At 42.0% G+C, this 21,496-nt stretch carries 19 protein-coding genes; 1 reads left to right on the forward strand and 18 read right to left on the reverse strand.

The genetic code is table 11. The features are described 5' to 3' along the window. Positions 1–10 precede the first annotated feature (10 nt). Positions 11–3,703 carry a putative sodium/potassium/calcium exchanger gene (locus AC27EF_RS01165; RefSeq protein WP_487108336.1) on the reverse strand — a complete coding sequence of 1,231 codons (3,693 nt, stop codon included), beginning with the start codon at positions 3,701–3,703 and terminating at the stop codon, positions 11–13. Between the two features lie 112 nt (positions 3,704–3,815). On the opposite strand from AC27EF_RS01165, the gene AC27EF_RS01170 reads away from it, so the two are divergent. Further along, positions 3,816–4,163 (forward strand): hypothetical protein, encoded by a 348-nt coding sequence (locus AC27EF_RS01170; RefSeq protein WP_487108337.1) that lies wholly within the window; start codon positions 3,816–3,818, stop codon positions 4,161–4,163. 23 nt (positions 4,164–4,186) lie between these two features. On the opposite strand, the gene AC27EF_RS01175 is transcribed toward AC27EF_RS01170, so the two are convergent. The 17 genes from AC27EF_RS01175 to AC27EF_RS01255 all read right to left on the reverse strand — a co-directional run bounded on the left by AC27EF_RS01175 (position 4,187) and on the right by AC27EF_RS01255 (position 21,453). After that, entirely contained in the window at positions 4,187–5,242 is a 1,056-nt protein-coding gene (locus AC27EF_RS01175) for a hypothetical protein (RefSeq protein WP_487108338.1), read from the reverse strand. Between the two features lie 15 nt (positions 5,243–5,257). Then, a complete protein-coding gene (locus AC27EF_RS01180; RefSeq protein ID WP_487108339.1) occupies positions 5,258–5,692 on the reverse strand; it encodes a prepilin peptidase in 435 nt (144 codons plus the stop codon). An 86-nt stretch (positions 5,693–5,778) separates the two neighbouring features. Further along, entirely contained in the window at positions 5,779–6,654 is an 876-nt protein-coding gene (locus AC27EF_RS01185) for a 3'-5' exonuclease (protein ID WP_487108340.1), read from the reverse strand. Positions 6,655–6,666: 12 nt separating this feature from the next. Then, complete coding sequence (locus tag AC27EF_RS01190; protein ID WP_487108341.1) at positions 6,667–7,347, reverse strand: hypothetical protein; 681 nt, start codon at positions 7,345–7,347, stop codon at positions 6,667–6,669. 27 nt (positions 7,348–7,374) lie between these two features. Beyond that, positions 7,375–8,091, reverse strand: a complete 717-nt coding sequence (locus AC27EF_RS01195) for a hypothetical protein (protein ID WP_487108342.1) — start codon at positions 8,089–8,091, stop codon at positions 7,375–7,377. Positions 8,092–8,118: 27 nt separating this feature from the next. Continuing rightward, the gene (locus AC27EF_RS01200; protein ID WP_487108343.1) at positions 8,119–9,348 is read right to left on the reverse strand and encodes a hypothetical protein; all 1,230 of its coding nucleotides are present in this window, start codon (positions 9,346–9,348) and stop codon (positions 8,119–8,121) included. Between the two features lie 22 nt (positions 9,349–9,370). Then, the gene (locus tag AC27EF_RS01205; protein ID WP_487108344.1) at positions 9,371–9,574 is read right to left on the reverse strand and encodes a hypothetical protein; all 204 of its coding nucleotides are present in this window, start codon (positions 9,572–9,574) and stop codon (positions 9,371–9,373) included. Between the two features lie 105 nt (positions 9,575–9,679). After that, on the reverse strand, positions 9,680–10,615 hold the full coding sequence (locus tag AC27EF_RS01210) for a hypothetical protein (RefSeq protein ID WP_487108345.1): 936 nt from the start codon (positions 10,613–10,615) through the stop codon (positions 9,680–9,682). Positions 10,616–10,623: 8 nt separating this feature from the next. Continuing rightward, entirely contained in the window at positions 10,624–11,073 is a 450-nt protein-coding gene (locus tag AC27EF_RS01215; RefSeq protein WP_487108346.1) for a TadE/TadG family type IV pilus assembly protein, read from the reverse strand. Then, complete coding sequence (locus tag AC27EF_RS01220) at positions 11,066–11,575, reverse strand: prepilin peptidase (protein WP_487108347.1); 510 nt, start codon at positions 11,573–11,575, stop codon at positions 11,066–11,068. The genes AC27EF_RS01215 and AC27EF_RS01220 overlap by 8 nt, the downstream gene beginning before the upstream one ends. A gap of 17 nt (positions 11,576–11,592) precedes the next feature. Further along, complete coding sequence (locus AC27EF_RS01225) at positions 11,593–11,790, reverse strand: Flp family type IVb pilin (protein WP_487108348.1); 198 nt, start codon at positions 11,788–11,790, stop codon at positions 11,593–11,595. Between the two features lie 32 nt (positions 11,791–11,822). Continuing rightward, positions 11,823–12,689 carry a type II secretion system F family protein gene (locus AC27EF_RS01230; RefSeq protein WP_487108349.1) on the reverse strand — a complete coding sequence of 289 codons (867 nt, stop codon included), beginning with the start codon at positions 12,687–12,689 and terminating at the stop codon, positions 11,823–11,825. A gap of 15 nt (positions 12,690–12,704) precedes the next feature. Then, on the reverse strand, positions 12,705–13,586 hold the full coding sequence (locus tag AC27EF_RS01235; protein WP_487108350.1) for a type II secretion system F family protein: 882 nt from the start codon (positions 13,584–13,586) through the stop codon (positions 12,705–12,707). Further along, the gene (locus tag AC27EF_RS01240; protein ID WP_487108351.1) at positions 13,587–14,912 is read right to left on the reverse strand and encodes a TadA family conjugal transfer-associated ATPase; all 1,326 of its coding nucleotides are present in this window, start codon (positions 14,910–14,912) and stop codon (positions 13,587–13,589) included. It abuts the gene before it with no gap. A 1-nt stretch (position 14,913) separates the two neighbouring features. Beyond that, complete coding sequence (locus AC27EF_RS01245) at positions 14,914–16,680, reverse strand: CpaE/TadZ family protein (RefSeq protein WP_487108352.1); 1,767 nt, start codon at positions 16,678–16,680, stop codon at positions 14,914–14,916. A gap of 12 nt (positions 16,681–16,692) precedes the next feature. Then, positions 16,693–17,394, reverse strand: a complete 702-nt coding sequence (locus AC27EF_RS01250) for a CpaB family protein (protein ID WP_487108353.1) — start codon at positions 17,392–17,394, stop codon at positions 16,693–16,695. A gap of 96 nt (positions 17,395–17,490) precedes the next feature. Next, on the reverse strand, positions 17,491–21,453 hold the full coding sequence (locus AC27EF_RS01255; RefSeq protein ID WP_487108354.1) for a serine-rich protein: 3,963 nt from the start codon (positions 21,451–21,453) through the stop codon (positions 17,491–17,493). Between the last annotated feature and the right edge of the window lie 43 nt (positions 21,454–21,496).

A 21,496-nucleotide genomic window follows, 5' to 3' on the forward strand; every position in this document is an offset into this window, starting at 1 on the left:
ATCCTTTCTTTTATTCTTCCCAATCCACGAAGTCTTCATTTAGCGCATCTATTTCCTCTTGAGATAAATCGTACTCCAGATCCGCTGGCTCATTAAGGAGGGCTGCATCTTCTTCGGCCGATTCAATCACAAGTTGACGCGCGAGGTCCTCATCTATATCCATCTCTTCTTCTTTTCCGAATTCCGGCATGGCTTCCGCAATAGGATACTTTTCCAATAAATCATTGGCAATCGCATCCAATCCGACTTCCTCAGGCGTCTGTTCGTGTTGATGCTCAAATGCATCCTGATAGGTTTCAAATTCAGAAGCCCCCTGTGCAACATCCAACACGTCTTCGGAATAAGAAGAATAGTCGCTGAAGATCGCTCCAAGGACATCACTTATATTATCGCACACCAGCCTGAGTCCATCTTCCAGGTCGTACTCATCCCTGCCCAGTTGTTCATTCAGGCCGACGTATAAATATTCTGCAATGTAGTCAATCTTATCTGCGATTTCTTCTCCAAAAAGGCGTTCAAATCCCTCATGGACAGCTGCCTCCACAGAATCTGCAACATCCACCAAATCTTCCATATCTTCCAGTCGATCTGCCGCTGCTTCATTCAGCGGAGTGTAGGTCATTTCCAGAGTGTTTTCATCCACTTGTACCAGGATATCCTCAAATATATAAGAATAATCCGGTTCATTCTCATCCCAAGAGTGCTGAACCCGGTCAAAGTCTCCAACTTCGGTTTTATAGTCGATGCTGTCAGCAATGGCATCATAATATGTTTTAATGAAATCTATCATATCCTCTCTTGATAGTTCCTGCGTCCCCATCTTCTCAACTGCTGCTTCCATGACCCCATCAATAAATCCAATAAAACCATATTCTCCGCCCGTAGAAGCCATATCTACAATAAAGTCAACAACACCCGTTGCCGATTCATTTGTAAATCCGTCCTCTTTCTCCAATAAGATGTTAGAAAAAGCGTCAACAAGTTTTTCTTCATCAATATCCCCAGAATCATCCGATAAGTCATAAAGAATATCTCCAAGATTTTTTCCAGTCTCATCAAGATACTCATTTAGGATATTTTCATAGTCACGATTGTCCAAAGAAGATTCACCATCTTCCCGCTGCTCTTCTTTTGAATCGCGATCAACATCATCATCGGTGACGGCTTCCTCGTTATCTTCATCTTTTTCTTTCTTTGAATCTTCAATTTTTTCCTTGCTTTCTACGGATTCAGCGACATCCGCCTGATCATTTTTTGATTCTTCAATGTCTTCCTTTTGATCCTCTTCCTCTTTGACATCCTCTTTTTCTACATCCTCCGGACGATCTGCATCATCCCCGGTGTTTTCAATCTCATCCTCCTTTTGATCCTCTTCCTCTGCATTTTCGATCTCTTCCTCTTTTTGATCCTGGGAGTCAATGTCTGGGTCCTCTTCTTTTTCAGATTCTTCTAAATCCCCTGGTTCCTTTTCGACAGAATCTTCTGTTTCGGCTTCGGGTGGCTGTTCGTCTTCAGTCTTATAAATATCGTCGTTCTCAAGGTAATCTGCTTTTTCTTCTGAATCAGTCCCTAAATCAACTTCCGGTTCATTGTCCGATAAATCAACTTCCGGTTCCTCCTTGTTTTCTACCTCATTTGTTCCCTCTTTTTCATCCTCCGGCTGTCCATCTTTGTCGAGATCCTCTTCCCCATGGTCAGTTTCTATGGGATCCGCTTCTTTTCTCTCGATTAAATCCTGATCAGAGTTTTCAAAAGACTCCTTATCGGTCTCTGGCTTTTCTGCTTTATCATCTTCCGGTTTTTCGACCTTATCATCCTCTGGTTTTTCTAAATCGTCCTTTGCCAAATCATTTATAAACTGATCGATTGGATCTTTTCGTTCTCCTTCTCTTTCTTCGACTTCTGCTGCCCGGTCTTCCTTTGCTTTTTCAGTCTCAGCTTCTTTTTCTCTTTCTTTCTCGATACGCTCTGCTTTCGGCATAACAAGCTTATCAATTATAACCTTCGTAATGAAGGATGAGATAGGGTCGCTGTCTAATACGCGATAGTACGCCATAAAGACATCATATTTTGTAACAGGGCGTCCACGGTAATCAATTCCTGCATCCCGATACGCTTTTATCATCTCTGCCCTTGCAGCAAGAATATAGGTATTCTGTCCTCCTTTAACGAAGATTCCAAAGTAATCCACGGTCGCTTTGTACTTTTCCTCTGCTGTTTTTACATTCGCACTGCGGGAAGACTCAGAAGATTCTATTTTCTCCTTTTGATCAAAGATTTCCTCCTGAGCAGCTATGATCTTATCTGCGAAATTCAAAGCCGCCTGCTCTGGATCCCCGGATTCTTCCAAGGATTCAATGTACATTTTTTCAATTTCTTCCGGTCCCCTTTCAATATAGACCGTATCAAAGGCATCCCTTAAGATGTTATCGGTAATAGCTTCCTTAATCTCTCCGCTGACATTTGCTTCAACTTTATCAAACATAGCTTCGCGGTCATAGGATGCCTCTTTAAAATCCTTAAATTCATCGAATCCCCTGGAAGCACAGCTTTCTTTTAATTCCTGAATGCCGTCCTTATCATCATCACGAATGGGAATGCCGTTTTCAAATTTTTCGGGATTGGCCATATCACTGTCATATCGCCCATCACTGGAAATACCATACTCATTGTATATTTTTTTATCTTCTCCAATGCTTAACTTTTCTTCATGAGATTCATTATATTTTTCAATGAAATCCTTTATCTCCGTTTCCTTTTTTTCGAGGAACTTCTCAGCAACTCCTTCGTAACGGTCTGCCAGAGAGTGAACAAAGAATTGCTTTCCGGCAGCATGCTTTTCCTTTTCCAGATAAGTCTCAAATTTTTCCTGCAGGGTAAACTTCTGTTCCTTGGCATCACTTAAATAAGAATCAATCTTATCTTTGTAGGATGTGACATCCTGGCGTTCTTCTTTTAATCGGTCGATCGAATAGGAGTAAACTGCTTTTAAATTTTCGATTCCATAAGCTTCTCTGGAAAGAGTTTTGACTTTGTCTGCGACATTCTCTTTTTCTAAAGACTGATAAAGCCCCGTTGCCGCAATGTCAATTTTTTCTATTGTCGTTTCGTACCTTGACAGAGCATCATCAAGATCGGATATTTTACTCTCTAAATACTTCGACTCACTGCCAGACTGCCGATCCAGACGACCGGCATAGTTTTTCATTCCCTCACCGATGATATCGCCTTTAAATTCTTCATACGTCATGTTGAGCCGTTCTGCTTTTCCATGAAAGAATTCTTCATCTTTCGCTGTTAATGTTGTCGTAATACGATCTCCGATTTCAAATCTCGTATCTCCGTCTTGAAACTTTGATATGACATTTCCCTCAAAATCCGTTAAATAGCGTTCCGTGATTGTTTCTTTGTCAAGACCGCCATCCATCTCCATGATTTTAAATGGGCTGGTTGTAACGCTTCCAATCTTTGAAAATCCTGCATTCCAGATTTTAACCTCATCATTTCCAATCTGTCCAATCATCGGATCTCTTGTCATATCGGCACCGCATACGCGGGCAAATCCTGGATTATAATTTCGAATGCTTTCTACCCCCTCTTTAAAGGTATCCTGCTCCAACTCGAAAGGGACATATGATTTGTGAAAGAATCCAGAACTTTCACATCCACGATCAATCCCGTTTAATATATCAATACGATTCATAGAACTCTCCTTTACTTTTTCGTAAATAGTATGAAAGATTAGAACATAAAGTAACATCACAATTTTGCATACTATGGATATAGGATATTTTTGTTGCCTGAAAGGAGTTATTATGATCAAAAATATATGGGGAAGCGTTGTGTTTGTCTGTGGAAATCATCCTGATGTAAAACTGGAAATTGTACAAGGGCCGCATTCGCCCTTTTATGCCTGTCCAAAATACCGCGAAGAAAATCGACAGAAAGGCGAACGTGCCTGTAATAACCGATTAAATCTGATTGATTACGAAAAAATTGTTTCCAAATTAATGGACAAAGTTTACGAGGACTTTATGTCCGGACTGGAATCTAATCTTACGAATTATACATTTAAGTATAAGGGGATTCAATGTAAGGTCTTGCAGCACGCAAACGACAAGATTACTCTAAGTGTTTTAAATGTCACTGCAATGAGAAAATGAGGAGCCTAAGGGCTCCTTATTTTCTAAGAGATATGTTTTACAACCGGGATCTTCTTTAACTGCCCCAGAGACTCTTCCATCATCTTCTTCATTTCTTCATCGAAATTATCGTATGGATATTCATACGTTACAATAGATTGATATGACCCCGTCGCAATGGCCGTCTGCATCATCCCCATTTTCGTACCATCCTGCATGTAAATCGCTTCTGCAGTTATACGCTCCTTTGTTGCTTCATATCTGCTGATAACAAATCCCGTTCGGTTTCCTGCGATTCCCTGGGCATACTGGGACTGGGTTAGTCCGCTGAAATCATCTTTGTTCTGTGTAGATACAACGTTGATGGCAGCTCCGGAATTTGCGTCTGTACCTGAAAGTGCATTTTGAGAAGTAGAATAGGTCCATTTCGCGGGAATCGCATAACAGATACCCGCCGTTTCATTTGCGGCAATGGAACAGTTCTCTGTTACCGGATTATCCTTCGTCCAATCCAAAGAATCCAGAGTTTTCTCTATCTTTGGACCAACATCTTTATAATACGCATCATCTATAATGCATTCTATTGTAATGTTTCGATCCATACTCCACGAATTTAACTCTACATAATCAAAGATTGTACTGCCGCTTTGCTTTTTGTAAAGCAGCATGTTGCTTGTGTTGCTTATGGTTCTCAACTCCACAAAAGTCCCTCCATCCGCTGTTATTTTTGTATTTTGCGTGTCAGAATTCATCGTCGCTTTTGAAACATCAAGTGTTGTGACTTTTATATGAATAGATGAATTTGTTTTCGCATCAACAAACATCGGAGAACCATCTTTTGTGACCTGCTTCCAATCCTTTGGGACTTTTATGGAAAAATGATTCGACTGATCCGTATAGTCCTTCATTGGGAATACTTTGGATTCAGTCTCTGTCGTTGCCTGTGTTGCAACATTGTCTTCTTTTATAAACGCAGGAAGCACTTTATTCCTTTGACATTTTGTCATGATCGCCGTTAAAAAAAACAGGGAAAAGAGAATAAAAAATATCATTTTCTTTCCATGATCCTGATTTGGATCAACTCTTCGTAATGGATTCATAAGAAGCTCCTTTCGTTAAAAATAAAGATACATTGGTAAATAAATGACCATGGCTGCAAATACACAAGGAATATAAGCAATTTCTCCCTTTTCTTTCTTCTTTTTCAAAAGTGCTCTGTAAGCCAGATAACATAAAGAGGAAAGAATAATGATTGGCAGGACTCTAAAACCCATAAGAAGACCGACACATCCCATATAAACGGCATCGCCTCCTCCCCCGCCAAAATACTTAGCCATAATAAAAAACACAAAAAAGCCATAAGCCCCGCCAAAGAACAATGACATGAGATGCACAAACAATCCCTCCGGAGCATACAGAAACCCGATTACAGAAAAAATAACGGTAAAAAGTATCATAGCACGGATCGGAAGCAGTTTTGTCTTCACGTCACTTATGGAAGAGACAAGCAGAATGCATAACAACATTAGATATAAGAATACATCAAACATAAGAACCTCCTTTATAGTTAGTATGACAAAAGAAAAAAGACGGCGAATACCGTCTCTTTCCTCTTCATATGCTAATTCATAAACTGCTAATTTATAACCGCCTTTACAAACGCCTCTTCATCAGAAACGCCGACGACCCCGAAGGCCGCCTTAATCAATGCAGGAATGTTGTAATTCCTGATATCATCAGAGGGGTCTTTGATGTTCCACTCCTTCTTCATGATATCATAGTAGAATCCACCCCTATCGGTGTTTAAGTAGATTCTCTTGATTCTGCCCCTTTCCCAATAGGCAATCCCATCTTGATAAATAACAGGTGTTGGCAGCTTCGAATAATCAGGCATTTCCATGTCCTGGTATTGCTTTACAAACACCTTAAAAAGGCGGAAACAAGCCTCAATATCATCAATGGCGCTATGAAATTTAACGCCATCTTCCAAACCCATTGCTTTGCATACGTCTTCCTGTTTATGGGACTTTGTCTCTTTTGAGGAAACCAAATCTCTTGCATAGATCAGCACGTCTAGCTGCTTTTCTGCTTCAGAAAGAACGGAAGGAATCGGCATCCCCATCCTTTCATACAATCGCATCATCATCTTAACATCAAAATTGATGTTATAGGCGCACAAAAGATCTGCGCCTCCAAAAAAAGCTTCAATCTGAGGACTAATTTCTTCCTCAGAAAATTTATCTTCCAAAAACTCATTGGTAATCCCATGGATAGCGATAACCCCGCTATCCATTGCAAAGGGAGGTTTGATATAAGCATGAAACGTATCTGTTTCCAAAAATTCATAGATGCCATTTGCGTCTTTTTCTATGCGATATTTCTTTGCCGCAAGTTCGACGATTCGGTCGTCTTTTTTGAGGCCTGTAGTTTCCGTATCGAACAGAATCATAATGTTCCCGTGATCGAGAGCTTGAAGTAACTGCTCTCTTCTGTCTCCAGAGTTTCTCCACATACCGTTTTCCTCCTATGAAATATTATGAAGCTTCATGTAAGTCTTAATTGCGTCAATTTGAGCTCCCGCATCGTTTCTCCCAAATGAGAGGGGATTTTGAGCGATTGCCCATTTTGCCCAATCAAGATTATTAGTTACGACGTCCCTTACATTTTTAGGGCCCTTTGAGAAAGCTCCTAGATTGATGACAATGTCCCCATAATCATATGTGCTCTGAGGGGCACTCTGTGTACTCTGAGTGGTGCTCTGTGTGCCCTGTGATGACTTTTGATCTCCAGTTCCCGGATTTGTCGCCGCTCCATTTCCGGATGCGGAAGGAAGTTCTGAAGAACTATAAACATTCTGAGGAAGTCCCAGGTAACGCCGGATCGCCTTATCACTGGCGCGGTTAAATGCCGTACCAAACGGATTCTCTTTATCAACCTCACTTTTTAATGTGAGGTTATTTGACTCGCCGCATTCTTCTACATGGCGACCTTTCGAATCCACGATCGTAACCTTGCATAAACAATGGTTCTGATCCGTTTTGATGGGATCGAACGTCTTCTTTCTGTGTACATCTGGCATCTCTTTTGGAAGTTCATTTAAATAGAAATCCAAAAGAGAGTTTTTGGACAGCACTTCTTTTCCATCATCTCCTTGAAAAGAATCAATGGAAATCTCTTTGTTCAATAATTTACTGTAAATATTCATCCTTTATTCCTCCCTAAAAAAGCACAATTAATTGATCGCTGGCTCTCCAGTGATATTAGGCTCTCCTCCGGTAATATCAGGTTCACCGCCATTTGGCGCCCCCACCGGCGTTCCCTTATCGTTTTTTACAATTTTCGGACACAGCCGAAAACTAAATCCAAGGATATTATGATATGTGCGGCCATCATCGGTCTTGTTTATATTAACCCGACCACCTCTAATCATAACGTGAGTGCCTTTGGTTAAGGCTCTCTTTACTTTATCCAAAGAATCGAACTTATCATTGAAACTGATACCATACCATGTGGTATCGTATTGTTTCGTTTTTGGGTTATAAGTGTCAATTGGAATGTCTACCCGGTACCAGTTGGTACCATCCATTGAAACTCGCTCAGATACCCTTCGGATGATTCCGTGGGTAATAGTTGTTTCTTTTGTTTCTCCATTATCTCCCATTTCCTGCGCCTTATATACCGCAGTTGTATGAAAAGAGGTTCCCTCGTATGGTATTTCCGCAGCTGATTTTACACTTACGGAAATAAATTTCCCCGGTGCGACATTTTTGCTCTTTAATACATTTTTTGCCAGATTATTATGAAACAAGATACGATATTCGATATCGTATTCAGCTCCTACATTTCTGTCCCATTCTTGGGATTTTAACATCACTTCTGTTGTTTTGTCATCAATAGGGTTTACGGATTCTACCGTTCCGCCGATTACATTGCTTTTTCTGAAAATCATAGTTTTTCCTCCCAAATTAAGAATATGTTAACAAACGATTAATACATCATCTTCATCAGTATCGGTCACATCAAAGTCGGCCCATGGGACTTTTGATGTTAGTCGTTCTAATTTTTCTACCGCACTTTCTTTCAGTCCGTGGATGCAAGACGGAAGCGTCAAAAACATCATGGTGACATCATATGCGCTATATCGCAATTTTGGGTTGATAGAAGCAATCAATTGTTCTTTGATTTGCTTCGTTATCTTGATCCCAAGCTGTTTATCGTGTCCCATTCCTATTTCTTTTATAATCTTTTCGATTGTCGCAGCTGGATCCTCAACATCTATATTGAGTAACTCCGAAAGCTGTTTTGGCAGGGCTGCAAATTCTGAAAAGATTTGCTGTTCAGCATCTGAAATAAAACTTTTGATTAATGCTGATTCATCGCCTTTTCCTGCGTGCTTCTTCGAGCACCGCCTTGTGCGGCTGTATGACATGCCCTGTATCTGCCAGTTACCTTCGACCGTCAAAGAACTTCTGCCGGTATCTGAATTACAGATACGGATACCTGGCACAAAATCATCCGGAAGCTGATAAAAGTCAGCGATCTCTTTTCCTTTTTCCGGAAAAGTAAGGATCGCTGTAGAAAACTGATGATTGATTTGCCACCAATTCACTTTTATTTCCCCGAAAAGTTCGGACAACTTTTCGATAACCATGATCAAAGTAGTTTGTTTAAACGGAACATACTGTCCGCTGTGAACCGCAAATATTTTGGATAACTGCCTTGCTTTCCGCACGACAAGGGTTACTTCTTTTTGTCCATAACGGCCCCGCATGTCGATGGACATGGCATAGTCTCTGGAGAACCTTGGCTCCAAAAATTCCTTTCCACGATCCATCATCTGTCCGAGCGTTCGGAAAGCATAGTAATCCGTAAAATATGTTGAACCATTGAAACGAAAAATTGTATTGTTACTTCTCTTTGCCTCCATTACAAGGTCGTCTGCCCCCTTTTCAGATAGGCTTTTTTCCGTGAATCCGCCTATCTTTACGTTGGCGCAACCCTCTTCGGTTGGTATTCCAAACCGAAAGAATCGTAATGACTTTGGGTTCATTAGATCTTGCACTTCCATTACATGAAGAACACTTAACTGATTTAACCGTGCCTTCATGTATTTTGTTGAATTACTCATTTCCTTTATCGTTTCTTTGAAACTTTCTAAATTATCTCCAGTAGCCTCCCATGAATCTAACAGAAATTTTTCCTGCATCCCTATTCTCCTTTCATCAGCCTCATACATCGAAGCGAAGTTTTTCATTTTGGGGAAGATTTAGTTCTTCCACTTTCTGTTTTAACAGGTGAAAGTCCTGTTTTTCTTTCCCAAACATCGTAAGTTTTGTTAATTCTCTTCTATCATCTTCATCAATTAAACATCTCTGATATAGAGATGAAATTGTTTGAAAATGATGCATTGCAATTTCAACTGAATTAGTCATATGACCTCCTTTCTCCTATAAAAAGAAACAGAGGTATTTTAAAACTCCTCTGCTTCATTAAAATGTTTTCACTTATAGTATGATAAAGAATAGCATCACAATATTTTAATCATGCGTATAGAGCCTATATCCGGATTCTTCAAATCCATTTACAGCACGGTAGCTATAGCAGCTGCTGCCAGCTTGAGCGTAGGCAAGCTTGTATTTCTTAATATCCGTTGTTTTTCTTGGAATGATCACTCTGACGTGCCCATGGCCAGATCGGCGTAAGACCGCAATTGTTGGATATCCCTCCTGAGCCCGCTTTCCGGCTTCTTTCATGGATACTTCTTTCCAGCCGCAGCTTTTCCCTGTTGATGCAAACCATGCATAATGATCATTGGCGCATTGATAAACGAACGGAACATCAAGAGCCGCCAGAACATCCTGCATAAAAATGTTACAAAATGTCATTCCGTCTCTTGGCGTATAACGAGGATTTGTGTCAATGGCAAATTGTCCAACGACAGCCAGATAGGCCCTTGCACTCCTGCTTCCTTTTGTATTCTTTATGTAAGGTTTACACGGAAGTCCAAAGTTGATCGGAAATCTAACAGGATCCGGTGCTCCTGATGTATAAGACGGGAATACCACATGGGTCGTCGCTTTTTTTACCACTTGAAAGTTTCTTCCCTCCTGAAAAGTTGGGGCAAGGAACCTTCTTGTTGTGCGAAGCGTCAAAGCAACATTGTCTGTCCCTGCTGCCAGATCTTTTTCGGAAATTCTCACCTCGTAGTTCGATGCTGTCTGTTCCTCCTGGTACATTGTTTTAAGAAGCTTGTCTTCGATATCAGTAAGCTTTTCTTTGTTAATCTGAAACCCGTCATTTGCATATACGGCACCCGCATCTGCCAGAACGTCTGCGCGGGTCTGTGTATAGGCATTGGTAAAATAAATGTTGATGTATTCTAAGAACATGATCATGATCACAGTTCCCAAAAGACATAGGATTGTTCCAATGAGCAAAGAACCATTTCCCTTTTTCCAAAATATGTGTTTCATGGTTCCTCCTATTCAACGTTGCCGTCATCCGTTGCCGGCCGTTCGATCATCATGACGATCGTAGATTCTCTCTTTCCAGAGGTAAAAGGCATAACAGCCCTTACATAAGCCTCTACTTTGATTCTGACAAACTTTCCCTTTTCCCATTTCTTATTGGAATCCAGAATAACAACGGATGTTTTGATAGAGTTATCTTTTAGTCCTCCGCCGGTGCCTTTCAATGATTCTTTCGCAATCTTAGCTGCCCGTTCTTTCGCCCGGCTTTTCGTATCTGATACAACGGCTGCCCTTCCGGCAGTGTAGGCAGTATATTCCAGTTTCTGCCGGATAAGTCCAACCTGAGCGACCGCTACCATGGCACAGAAAATAAAGGTAATGACAGGAAGAATCATTGTAAATCCAACAATTTCCCCTGATCCCTTTTTCCAATTGATTTCTCTTGCTTTTCTTTTAACCAAAGGCAATTCCCCCTTTCCATAGTGCATAAGCTAAAAAAAGATGGTATGACACGCATACATACGGAGCAAAGGGACGCTTCCTGCCAAGATGGAGAAACCGGACATCTCCCTGATAAACCGCTGCCACAAAGTTTGCAATCGATGTCCGAACCTCTTTCCGATTCTTTAAAATCGCAGTTCTCAGAAACAACACGCATGAAACAAAGAGCAGTTCCCAACAAAATGAGGGCGGAAGAAACAAAAACAATACGATGAAAAGCTTTGCATCTCCCATTCCTCCGATCATATCGAGATAACTCATGCCAAGAATTATGGCAATGGAAACCATGCAAAAGCATATTCTTGCGGTATCTCCGTGCCAAAGGAACAGACATTGATAAAGAATTCCAAAACTAATTGCTGGCAGCGTAAGGAAGTTATATATCTTTTGGTACCTTATGTCTGTATAAGCACAAACAAGCAAAAGCACTTCTACCGCAATATATCCAATCCATAGTTTCATAATCTTCTCCCCTCTGCCTATTCTGCCGTGTTACCGGTATCAACTTTGATACTGTCAATGGCATTTTTTGAATCGCCAATTTTCTGAGTGATGGTTGGCACAATAACCTTAATGAAGACTCCTACGATTAGCGCTGCAATGGCGATCCCGATTACAATTTCGATCATTTCCGCCCCTTCTTCTTCCTTTACAAATCGTTTTACAAATTTTTTCATATTAAAATCTCCTTTCATGAATAGTATGATGATTAAAAATTTCGAAGCTGCGCAATAACCGGGACAAGTAAAAACCCAAGGATCGGAAGAATCTTAAAGACAACAATCGGAAAAAGAATTCTTGATTTTATTTTCATCATTTTCTCTTTCTTTTGTTGAAGATACGTTTTCATATATTCATTCTTCCTGCGTTTAATTGGCTCCAAAATATCAATTCCCTTCTCATAGGCTGTATTCATATCAAGAACCAAGTCGGAGAACATATCGACCTGATAACGCCGTGCGATGTCCTCCATTGCTTCCCTCCAGTTGCTGGCTCCAAGCGTAACGTCTCCAAAAGCATCCAAAAGCTCTCTCGACAAAATTGAGTCAATTTTTTCTGCACTCTGTCGGATAGCCTGCTCAATTGGCATATGAACCTCCAGGGCAGCCTGTAAAAGGTCTAAATATCTTGGAAGACAGGATTCAAACTCGTTCTTCTTTTCTTCTGCTCCTGAATGCATTCGTGATGTTGGATAAAGAATCATAATCACCGCATACAGAATGAACAAACATGCAAAATAAAGGTCAATAAAAGAAAGAATCGCCCCGGCAAATAAAGCAGTAAGTCCAAAGATACGAAATACGATCACATTCATTAAATCCGGCACCTTTCCGCAGATCCCGCAATCTTTGTAGTATTGCACTACATTGATTCGAAATGATGGAGCGACCTGTTCGGGTTTCTTATCACGAAAAAGTTCCCGATAGATCTTATAGTTAAAGTTGGAAAACAGCCACGCATCATTCCTGGTCCCCGCCTGCAGTTTTTTCTCTTTTTCAAAACGCAGAATCTGGAACAGCACTGTCATAGTTAAAATCCATAAACAGCCGACTCCTATCAATGTTGTCATATTCATAAACTTCTCCTTTCGTTAAAATCGTTTTGCATTGATAAGCATTCTTTTGTTGATAAAAGTACCAATGATGACAAGCAGAACCAATAAAACAAAGATCATGGTCATTCCAGCAGAACTGAAAAATGAAAGAATAAAATCCGGCATCATGGTACAGATCCCGATCATGATAACGATGGGAATAACCTCAAAGAAGTTAACCATCATATCGGTTTCCGTAAGTTCTGCCTTAATTTCTTTTCTTACCGATATCCTTGCATGAATGTTTTTAATGATACTGTCGAGCAACAAGGATTCCTGTCCCCCGACTTCTGTCTGCATGGAAATGGCCGATGCAACATCATAGGCATCCTCACTGCCTGCCTCCTTTGCAAAAGTCAAAAATGCCTGTGAGATGGGAATTCCGATTTTCATATCAGCACTGACTTGAGAAAACCGTTCTCGTATCTCTGCCGGCAGAAAGTAATTGGTACATAAAGCGTCAATTGCCTGCTCTATCGTGAGTCCCGCTCGTAAGGAAGCAGAAAGCTGCGTTAACGCCTGCACATACTCTTTTTCAAACGTTTCTTTCTTTTTTAAATCCATCAAATTTTGATAAACTTTTGGCACGGCGGCTCCAATAAAGCCCAGTAAAACGCTCATAATGCTGTTCCCCGTGAAAAACCAGGATACCGTGCCGATCATGATGTAAAGACCCGCAATAAAAAGCAAGTATGTCCTTGCATGAAAACGACTGTTTTCTCTCCGAAGCTTTCTCTCAAGACGATCCATCAACCGGGAAATGAAGTCTTTTTCCTGAGTCAGTTGACTCTCTTCCTGATGAATTTTATAAATGACAAGAGAAACAAGGATCACAGCAATAAGAATGGCGATGATATAAAGATGAATGATATCCTGCATTTAATTCCCTCCTTTTCGAAAAATCTCTTCGTTAATGACGATCCCCTGACAGGAAAGCCGCTCTATCAATTGTTTTGGAAGATATCCGGTTGAAACGAAGTCTTCCTGCGCCTCATCGTAACAAAAGACGGTTTCAAAGCTGACTCCGTTTTTGTCTGCTCCCGTCACTTCTGCAACCTCGCAGATCCTTCTTGCCCCATTTGGATACCTTTTTAACTGAACGATGAGATCAACAGCCTCTCCAAACAGGTAGTTTTGCGCAGATTCCGTAAAGGATGCATCTCCCATTTGAAATAAAATTCGCATTCTAGAATCAATTAAATTCTTGGGGCTGTTCGCATGGACTGTGGACATAGACCCCTCATGACCCGTGGACATCGCAGATAATAAATCTACGATGGCCCCATCCCGAACCTCTCCGACGATAATACGGTCAGGTCTCATACGAAGTGTGCTTTTTACGGCATCCGCAAACGTAATCGGGTTTCCTGTCTTCCTCGTTAAAAGCCGCCTGACATTTTTATGTTTGAGCTGAAGTTCAAGTGTATCCTCCACTGTAATGATCAGCTCATTTTCTGGAACAAAACCGGATAACATGTTTAAAAACGTGGTTTTTCCAGTGCCGGTTCCCCCGGAGATTAAAATACTTGTTTTCCCCTGTACACAGCTTCCAAGGAATGAAAGAATGTCCTCATTAATGGCTCCAAGTCTTAAATAATCCCTTTGGTTCATTTTGTAATTTTGAAATTTCCTTACAGTTAACGTTGCTCCATCCGGGGTAAACGGCGGAATCGTTGCATGAATTCTTGATCCATCCGGAAGCGTGGCATCGACATCAGGACTATTTAGATTGATTTCCTGCCCTGCCGGAAGAATGATCCGGTTAATGATATTTTGAAGGTGAGCTTCATCTATAAATTTGGCATCTGTTTTTTCTGTGATGCCGTTCCGTTCGATCATGATATTGTCAAACCTTTGAACGATAATCTCAGTTACATCATCGTCTTCCATATAGGCATCAATGGGTCCCAGCCCGATGATACTGACAATTGTTGCTTTCTCAATGCGCACACGGCTTTCAAACGACAGATCTTCGTATTTTTCAACTTCCAGTTGAATTCTCTTCTTAATTGCCTCTTTGGTGTTTTCGCTGATGACACTTTGGGTAGAAATTTGTCGGCGGAAGGCACTTGATATATTTTGGATAATCAAGTCAACAATCTGCTTTTCTTCTTTGGTAGGCTGGATATTATGTGCTTTTATGTCGTTTCTGATCTTTTTTTGTCGGCGTTTCTTCTGCTCAACGACATCTTTTACAAGCGGCATGCTAATGCCCCCTTCCGAACAGTCTTTTCAGGAATCCCGGTTTTTTCTGTTTCTTTTTGCGCTCGTTAGCTTTTGGAATCGCATAAACCATGGAATCATTCAGGATACACTCCACAAGCTGGCCAATTTCTTTGGTAAAAGAATGATTGGCAGAAAAAACAAGCGGATTTCCCTTATTATTGGCTTTTGTTACGTCTGGATTGTCACGGATATGTGCAGCGCATTCGTAATCCTTAAAGAAATCTTCGATTTCTTCTGCAGAGATTCCGGCAATCTTCTTCGAAGTCACCTTATTAATAAGAATCTTGACTTTTGATGTATCAAATCCAATTTCCTCTAAAGCATCCAGTGCAGAAACATTGCACTTCGCTGTGGTAACCTCCTGCGTTGTGATCAGGAACACGTCATCGGCCATTTGTAATGCGATCGTGGAACAGTCTCTCGTATTATTTCCTGAATCACATAAGACAAAATCGAATCCTCCGTTTTCAACGATGTTTCGGAGCATGACCTTTAACTCGACCTCATTAATGTCATAGGAATCCAGGTTCGATTCCGGACCAAGGAGACAGTAAAGGCTTGTATCCGGCATTTGAACTAGAAAGCTTCGAATGTCTTCTCTGGAATACCGCATTGTTTCAGGATCTTCTCCTTTCTCAATCCGTTCTTTAATATCATCAGCCCAGTAAACCATGCTGCTGTCATTTTCCAGGCTTAATACCGTTCCAACATCCGAAAAATCAATGTTGTAATCTACGATACATACTTCATTGGTTCCTCTCCCTTTTTCTGTTAAAGAAAGGTACGTTGCGACTTCCGTAACCATCGTCGTTTTACCAACACCGCCCTTTCCTGCATAAAAGGTATATACCTTTGCTCTTTGCTTTGGAGGATTCTTTCTCCTTCTCTCTTCTTTACGGACGGCTTTCTGTTTTTCTTTGGCCTCTCTTCTTGCGGAAGCTCTGCGAAGGTCTGCCGTACTCTGAGTTGGTCTGTTGACTTTTTTCTTCGGAATCTCCCTCGGATGATCGACTTCTTCATATTCGACTTCTTCTGTTATTTCTTCTTCATCCTCTTCCTCGTCATACACATCTACGGGATACTCTCGCTCCAGTTTTACCGGTCTGACTCTTTCTGCGTGCGGCCGCTTTGCAGAAGGACGATGAACTTCTGCTGGTGTTTCCCTCTCTGTTTTCTTTGAAACCTCCGGCTTTTTGCCGCCGGAAGCCGGACGCCTGCGAGCCCCTCTCCTTTGTGATAGGATATCTTCTCTGGATAAGTTTGACCTTTTATCTGCCTGATAAGACGGATCTCCCGCTTCTTCTTCATAAGCAGCATCTTGTTCTTTGTCTTCTTCGATGTCCGCTTCCTCTTCTTCGTCAATTTCTTCGTATTCCTCTTCCAGACTGTAAGGAGGCTCCTCTAACAACTGATATAAATTTCTTGCATTTTTTGCTTCTCCATAAAACAGGAGACCAAATTCTCTGACATAATCAATTCCCTTTCCAGTAAACGTAAAGACTCCAACCGGGATATCAAAATCAAAGAAAGACTCATCAATCCCATCCTGCCTGCATGCCTGCAGGACGTTTTCACTGACTGCCAGTTCCGTGGCTTCTTCTCTTGCGATATCATTGTGGATATCATCAAGGTTTGATACCGTCTTTACGATTTCAAAATCCCCATTTCCCATCATGATTCCTGCGGTTTGTAAATCCGCAAGGAATCTGGCCCTTCTATCTGCAACAATAAGTTTTCGATATTTCATAAACACTCCTCCTTAATTTCCTGGCTTATAAACATTTTGTCCCTCATTAAACTGATAACCGGAGCCATCCACAATGCCTAAATGGATCTCTCCATATTTTGCTGAATAGATCATTTTCATGGATTGTTCCTGGTTGGTGGTTTCCAATGAAACACCAGTAAGATCTCCATTGGATTTATAGACCTCTAAAACACGCATCTTTTCATACAACAGAGACGTGCCCACCTCTGTTGACACATAGACATTCACGTAGGTACCCGCTTTGATCTCTTTTGTAACTCCAGTGGTGTTGGTGACCGGAACCGTAACAGCAATCGAACTTTTGTTCATATTTGCCTCTACCGAGGTTCCTCCGGCTGTTGTCAACATACTGGTTGTTAAGGTCATGCCTTTTGAAACCTCTACGCGCAGAGAGTCTCCTTTTTTTAGAATCTTGTTCATCTCTGCTGCTGTCACATACTGATTTCCGGCATCATACCGGTTCCCGGCAATAACGATTTTGGAATCAACCTGCATTGGCGAGATCATCTCTTCACTCAAAGCCGTGCCAGCATTGTAGCTGGATTTAAAAACATAAACCGTCGTCCGCCGGGGTGCCAGAAACTGAACCAGCAATACCCCAAATAGAAGCGTGAGAACGACTGCGGCTCCGATTGTCACGATGATTTTCCGATCTTTGGTTGTCTTTTTTAGTTTCGCTGTCTTATCTCTCATAAAATACTCCTTTCAATTTTAAAATCATTTTCATTATTAGTATGATAAACGGCAAAAAAAGAGAGGCATCCCTCTCTTTTTCTTAGAGATTTTCGTCTACGCTTCCATTGCCTTTGCGGCCTCTGCGCTGGTAAGAATCTCATCAATTTCCCGATTTGTCGGCGGTTTTAGGTTGAGTTGTGAAATTTTTACTAGGATTGGCTCCGCACTGATAAAGTCAAATCCCCTGGAGGATTGACACACAAACCACCCAATCGGAGACCTTGGAAACCACTTTACAAGATCACGGTCTTCATACCGTTCCTCTCTTGCTATGGATCGGATCGCAACATTAACGTCCTCCGTCCTTGCCAATCTTCCAATGAATTTCATTCCACTGTTTGCAATTATAGAGGATGGCATATCTGCTATTTTTTGTGTAATAGCAAAGATAAATAAGCCATATCCAGCTGCCTGATCAATTATTTCCTCAAATTCTGATTCCCCGGAAAGGCTGATTGTTTGTCCTCCTCCGGATCCCGCATTATCGTTTCCAGTTAAGACCTCATTCGCCTCTTCGATGACCAAGACCGTTTCATATTGGTCTTCCGCCAGATAACCTCCTTCATGTCCAAGTGCATATCGATAAAATCCACTGGTTACCATTCCGAAGATAAAGTTCTTAAATGTTTTTTCTAACCCCTTCGACTCTAGTATGACGACATCATCATCTCCGATCAGATCATCAATTCCGATGCCGTCTTCTCCTCCATATAAGACAGCTTCAATAGAATAAGGACGGTCAAATGCCTGCAGGCGGTCTAAAAGCCTTGCATAAGCATCTCTGGTATCGTTTCCGATCCGCCCTGCCGGATTCGTAGGATCCTCTGCATCCGCCTTATGTTTCCGCATTCTTTGGCAGACCTTTGTAAAAGTTACTTTTGATGATAGATCCGGAACCCGTTCCGCCCAATCATCGTGCTTGCACGCTTCAAACACACCGGCTTCCTCATAGATCTCATAGAAAACTTCTGCCATCATCTGTTTCCCCCGCTCTAACAAGCCATAAGCCCTGCAGTAGATATCAATCAGTCCATCTATCCAGTGCTGAGGCTGCACGTTGCGTGGTATTTTACATACGTTTAGATGAATCGGGCGGAAATTCATGTTCCCAAGACTGTAAAACTTAAACCGTTCTGGTTCGATAAATCTTGCAAGGACCCTCCAGTCCTGTTTCGGATCCATACATACAATCCGAAGCCTTTTTCCAGTCTTACTTCTGCGGACCTTAGATAACTCCGCAATGAATCTGGTTGCCGCCACTGTTTTTCCTGACCGGGATGCGCCGGTAAAGAACCCATGCATGAGGGATGCTTCATCAAGACGGTAATCAAAGTTGGTGAGGTATCCATTGTTTAAGGTGTATCGCTCTGAAGAGAGAACGGTTCCCATGTAGACCTCTCCCTTCATCATGGAAGGAACCGCAAACTTCGGTACATCTCCGGGTTCTGCTGAAACTCCACCTTCATTGATTCTTGGAAGATGCGTGTAAGCAACGAACTCTTCCGGAAGAAGAACTGTCGTGTATTTATATTCATTCACCCCATAGAAATTTTCCCGCGTTGGATCTGCAGAAAACGCCGAAAAGTGATACAAGAGATGCTTTTGCTCTTCTTCGGAAAGGTTTAGTACCTGCAGAGGACTTGTTAAAGCAAAGTCATTCTGCCAGGTTGATTTTGCAACAGTCTGCGCCGTTGACAATGCATCCATTGAGGAACATGCAATGTAGACGTAGGTATAAAATGCGCCGCTTCGCATCGCCCGTTTTAGTCGTTCATTTTGGAACTGGAGCAATTCTAGGATATCTTGTACCGTTTGATCAAGCCACTGGTAAGATTTTCCATAGCCAATAGATGGTCCAAATCCCATGCTGGAAGACATACCAGAACTGATGGCACCGGAAGTTCCATTGGAAACGCTTTGGCTCTCTCCTGTACTTTTTCCATATCCGGTTCCTTGAGAACTGCTGATGTTTTGGCTGTAGGATTTTCCGTATCCATTGGAAATACTCTGCGTATAGGATTCTGAGGAACTTTCTCCAACGGAACGTCCCGTAGTCACACCAAGACTTTCACTGAAGCTCTGCCCCGTATTTACAGATGCACTCTGGCCGGCATTCTGCCCGCTTGATAACCCCTGACTCAATCCTGAAGAATAAGAGTTCCCAGAGGACATTCCAATATTCTTTCCCCATCCATCGGATGATCCGCTTCCGTTGCTGACAGATTGGGAAGTACCGGAACTTGCTCCATAACTCTGGGATAGGGATTGCCCAGTGGAAACCCCATAAGATTCACTTGTCCCATAAGATTCATTTTGTGAAAACCCCTGGGAATATCCAAGGCTGGTTCCGACGCTGTGGCTACTTCCATAGCCGACAGATGAACTGCTGCCATAACTGTTGCTGAATCCATTAGACGCACTGGATCCCCCGCTTATGCCTGTAGACGAACTGTCACTTACGGAGCTTGAACTTCCATTAGACCAATTTGTTCCGCTGGAATCACTATGATTAACACCGCCAGAAATAAGCCCGATTTTTACCCCTCCATTCCAGCCTTTCGTGCTACTTTCGCTTCCGCCAACGCTTTGGGAACTTCCAGTAGAGGTTCCTTGACTTTGTCCCTGATTCCAGCCTGAATTCGTTCCGCTGTTAGAATTGGTCCCATGGCTCTGATTTGTTCCATGACTTGTATTCTGGCTTGCCCCATAGCTTTCATTACTTCCAATGCTGTAACTTTCGTTGGTTCCATAACCAACGCTGTGATTTACCCCGACATTGTGACTGGAGCTTACATTTTGTCCCTGCGACAGATTGTAACTGGTCCCCTGATTTTGCCCCTCAGAATAACTGGCATTTGTGCTGTCAGAGTGATTTAAGCTGGCTCCCTGGCTAAGACTTGCGTTCTCCCCAACATTTTGTGATACCCCCAGATTCGATCCCTGACTGGTTCCAATGGATTGCCCAAAGGACTGTCCAAGACTTACTCCATTGCTGATGCTATGGCTTTGGGATACTGAATCCGTTACACTTGTTCCGTGGCTCTTTCCGTAGCTTTCTCCAAGGCTTTGACTTAAAGATTCTCCTACGGACTGCCCCTGCCCTACAGAAAAACTTTCATTTTGCGAATAAGTAACGCTGTCTGCATCTGTATAAGCCTTGGAATACCCTTGGCTTTGAGACGCATTTGCCATATACATCATTGGGATGGAAATGTTCATAGACAGATTTGTCTGTCCCTGGAGTTGTGAATACCACCGTGTCATGTCATCCTGCGTCCTGTGGTTCCATCCTCTGAGCGTCTCCGCATAGACCGGGGTTGATAGGATTTCTAAGATGTATTCATAATCTGCCATACCGGTGATAATCTCTTCTAAGGTTCCCTGGGAATCTGGATTTAAGTTTTTTCCTCCAAATCCTTTGTTGCCCGCATCTTCGCCGCCGCGTCCAGCTTTTGGAATCCCCCGGACCATGGTCATATAATCCATGCCGTACATTTTTTCACGAAGCCATTCGGTTTCCTGTGCATTGACAACACGAAGGTGCAGGACCCGATAAGTTCCCTGAAGGCTGCCTACCATTCCATAAAAATTATTATGTGCGATCTCTTTTGCTGCTTTTAAGCTTTTTGATACTCCCTGCACCCCATAAAGGTACAAAAGGCCAAGTGCCACTGGCTTTAATACATTTCCAATGACCGTGATAAAATTGCAGTTACTGCTATAAAGCGCAGATAGTACCTGTGCATGCATATCCATGAACGCCTCTGACTGTTTTGCCCCTTTCGGGATTCTGGCAACACGTACAAATTTCAGTGCCTTATAAAACCGGTAGGCTTCTCCTGTTATAGGATCCATGGTCTCCAACTCATAACATAGATATTTTAACGGGCGTTCACTTGGTGACGGAGCTTCCTCATATTCTGCCCAGCTGTCTATGATCCGAAAATCATCTTCCGGCATTGAGTTGATGGGCGGATGCAGGATGTTCTTGATGTCATATAAAGATAATAAGGACATGATCTTCCTCCTTTCGTTTCGTATATAGTATGAAGAAAGGAAA

The sequence above is a fragment of the Anaerostipes stercorihominis genome, assembly GCF_057535655.1.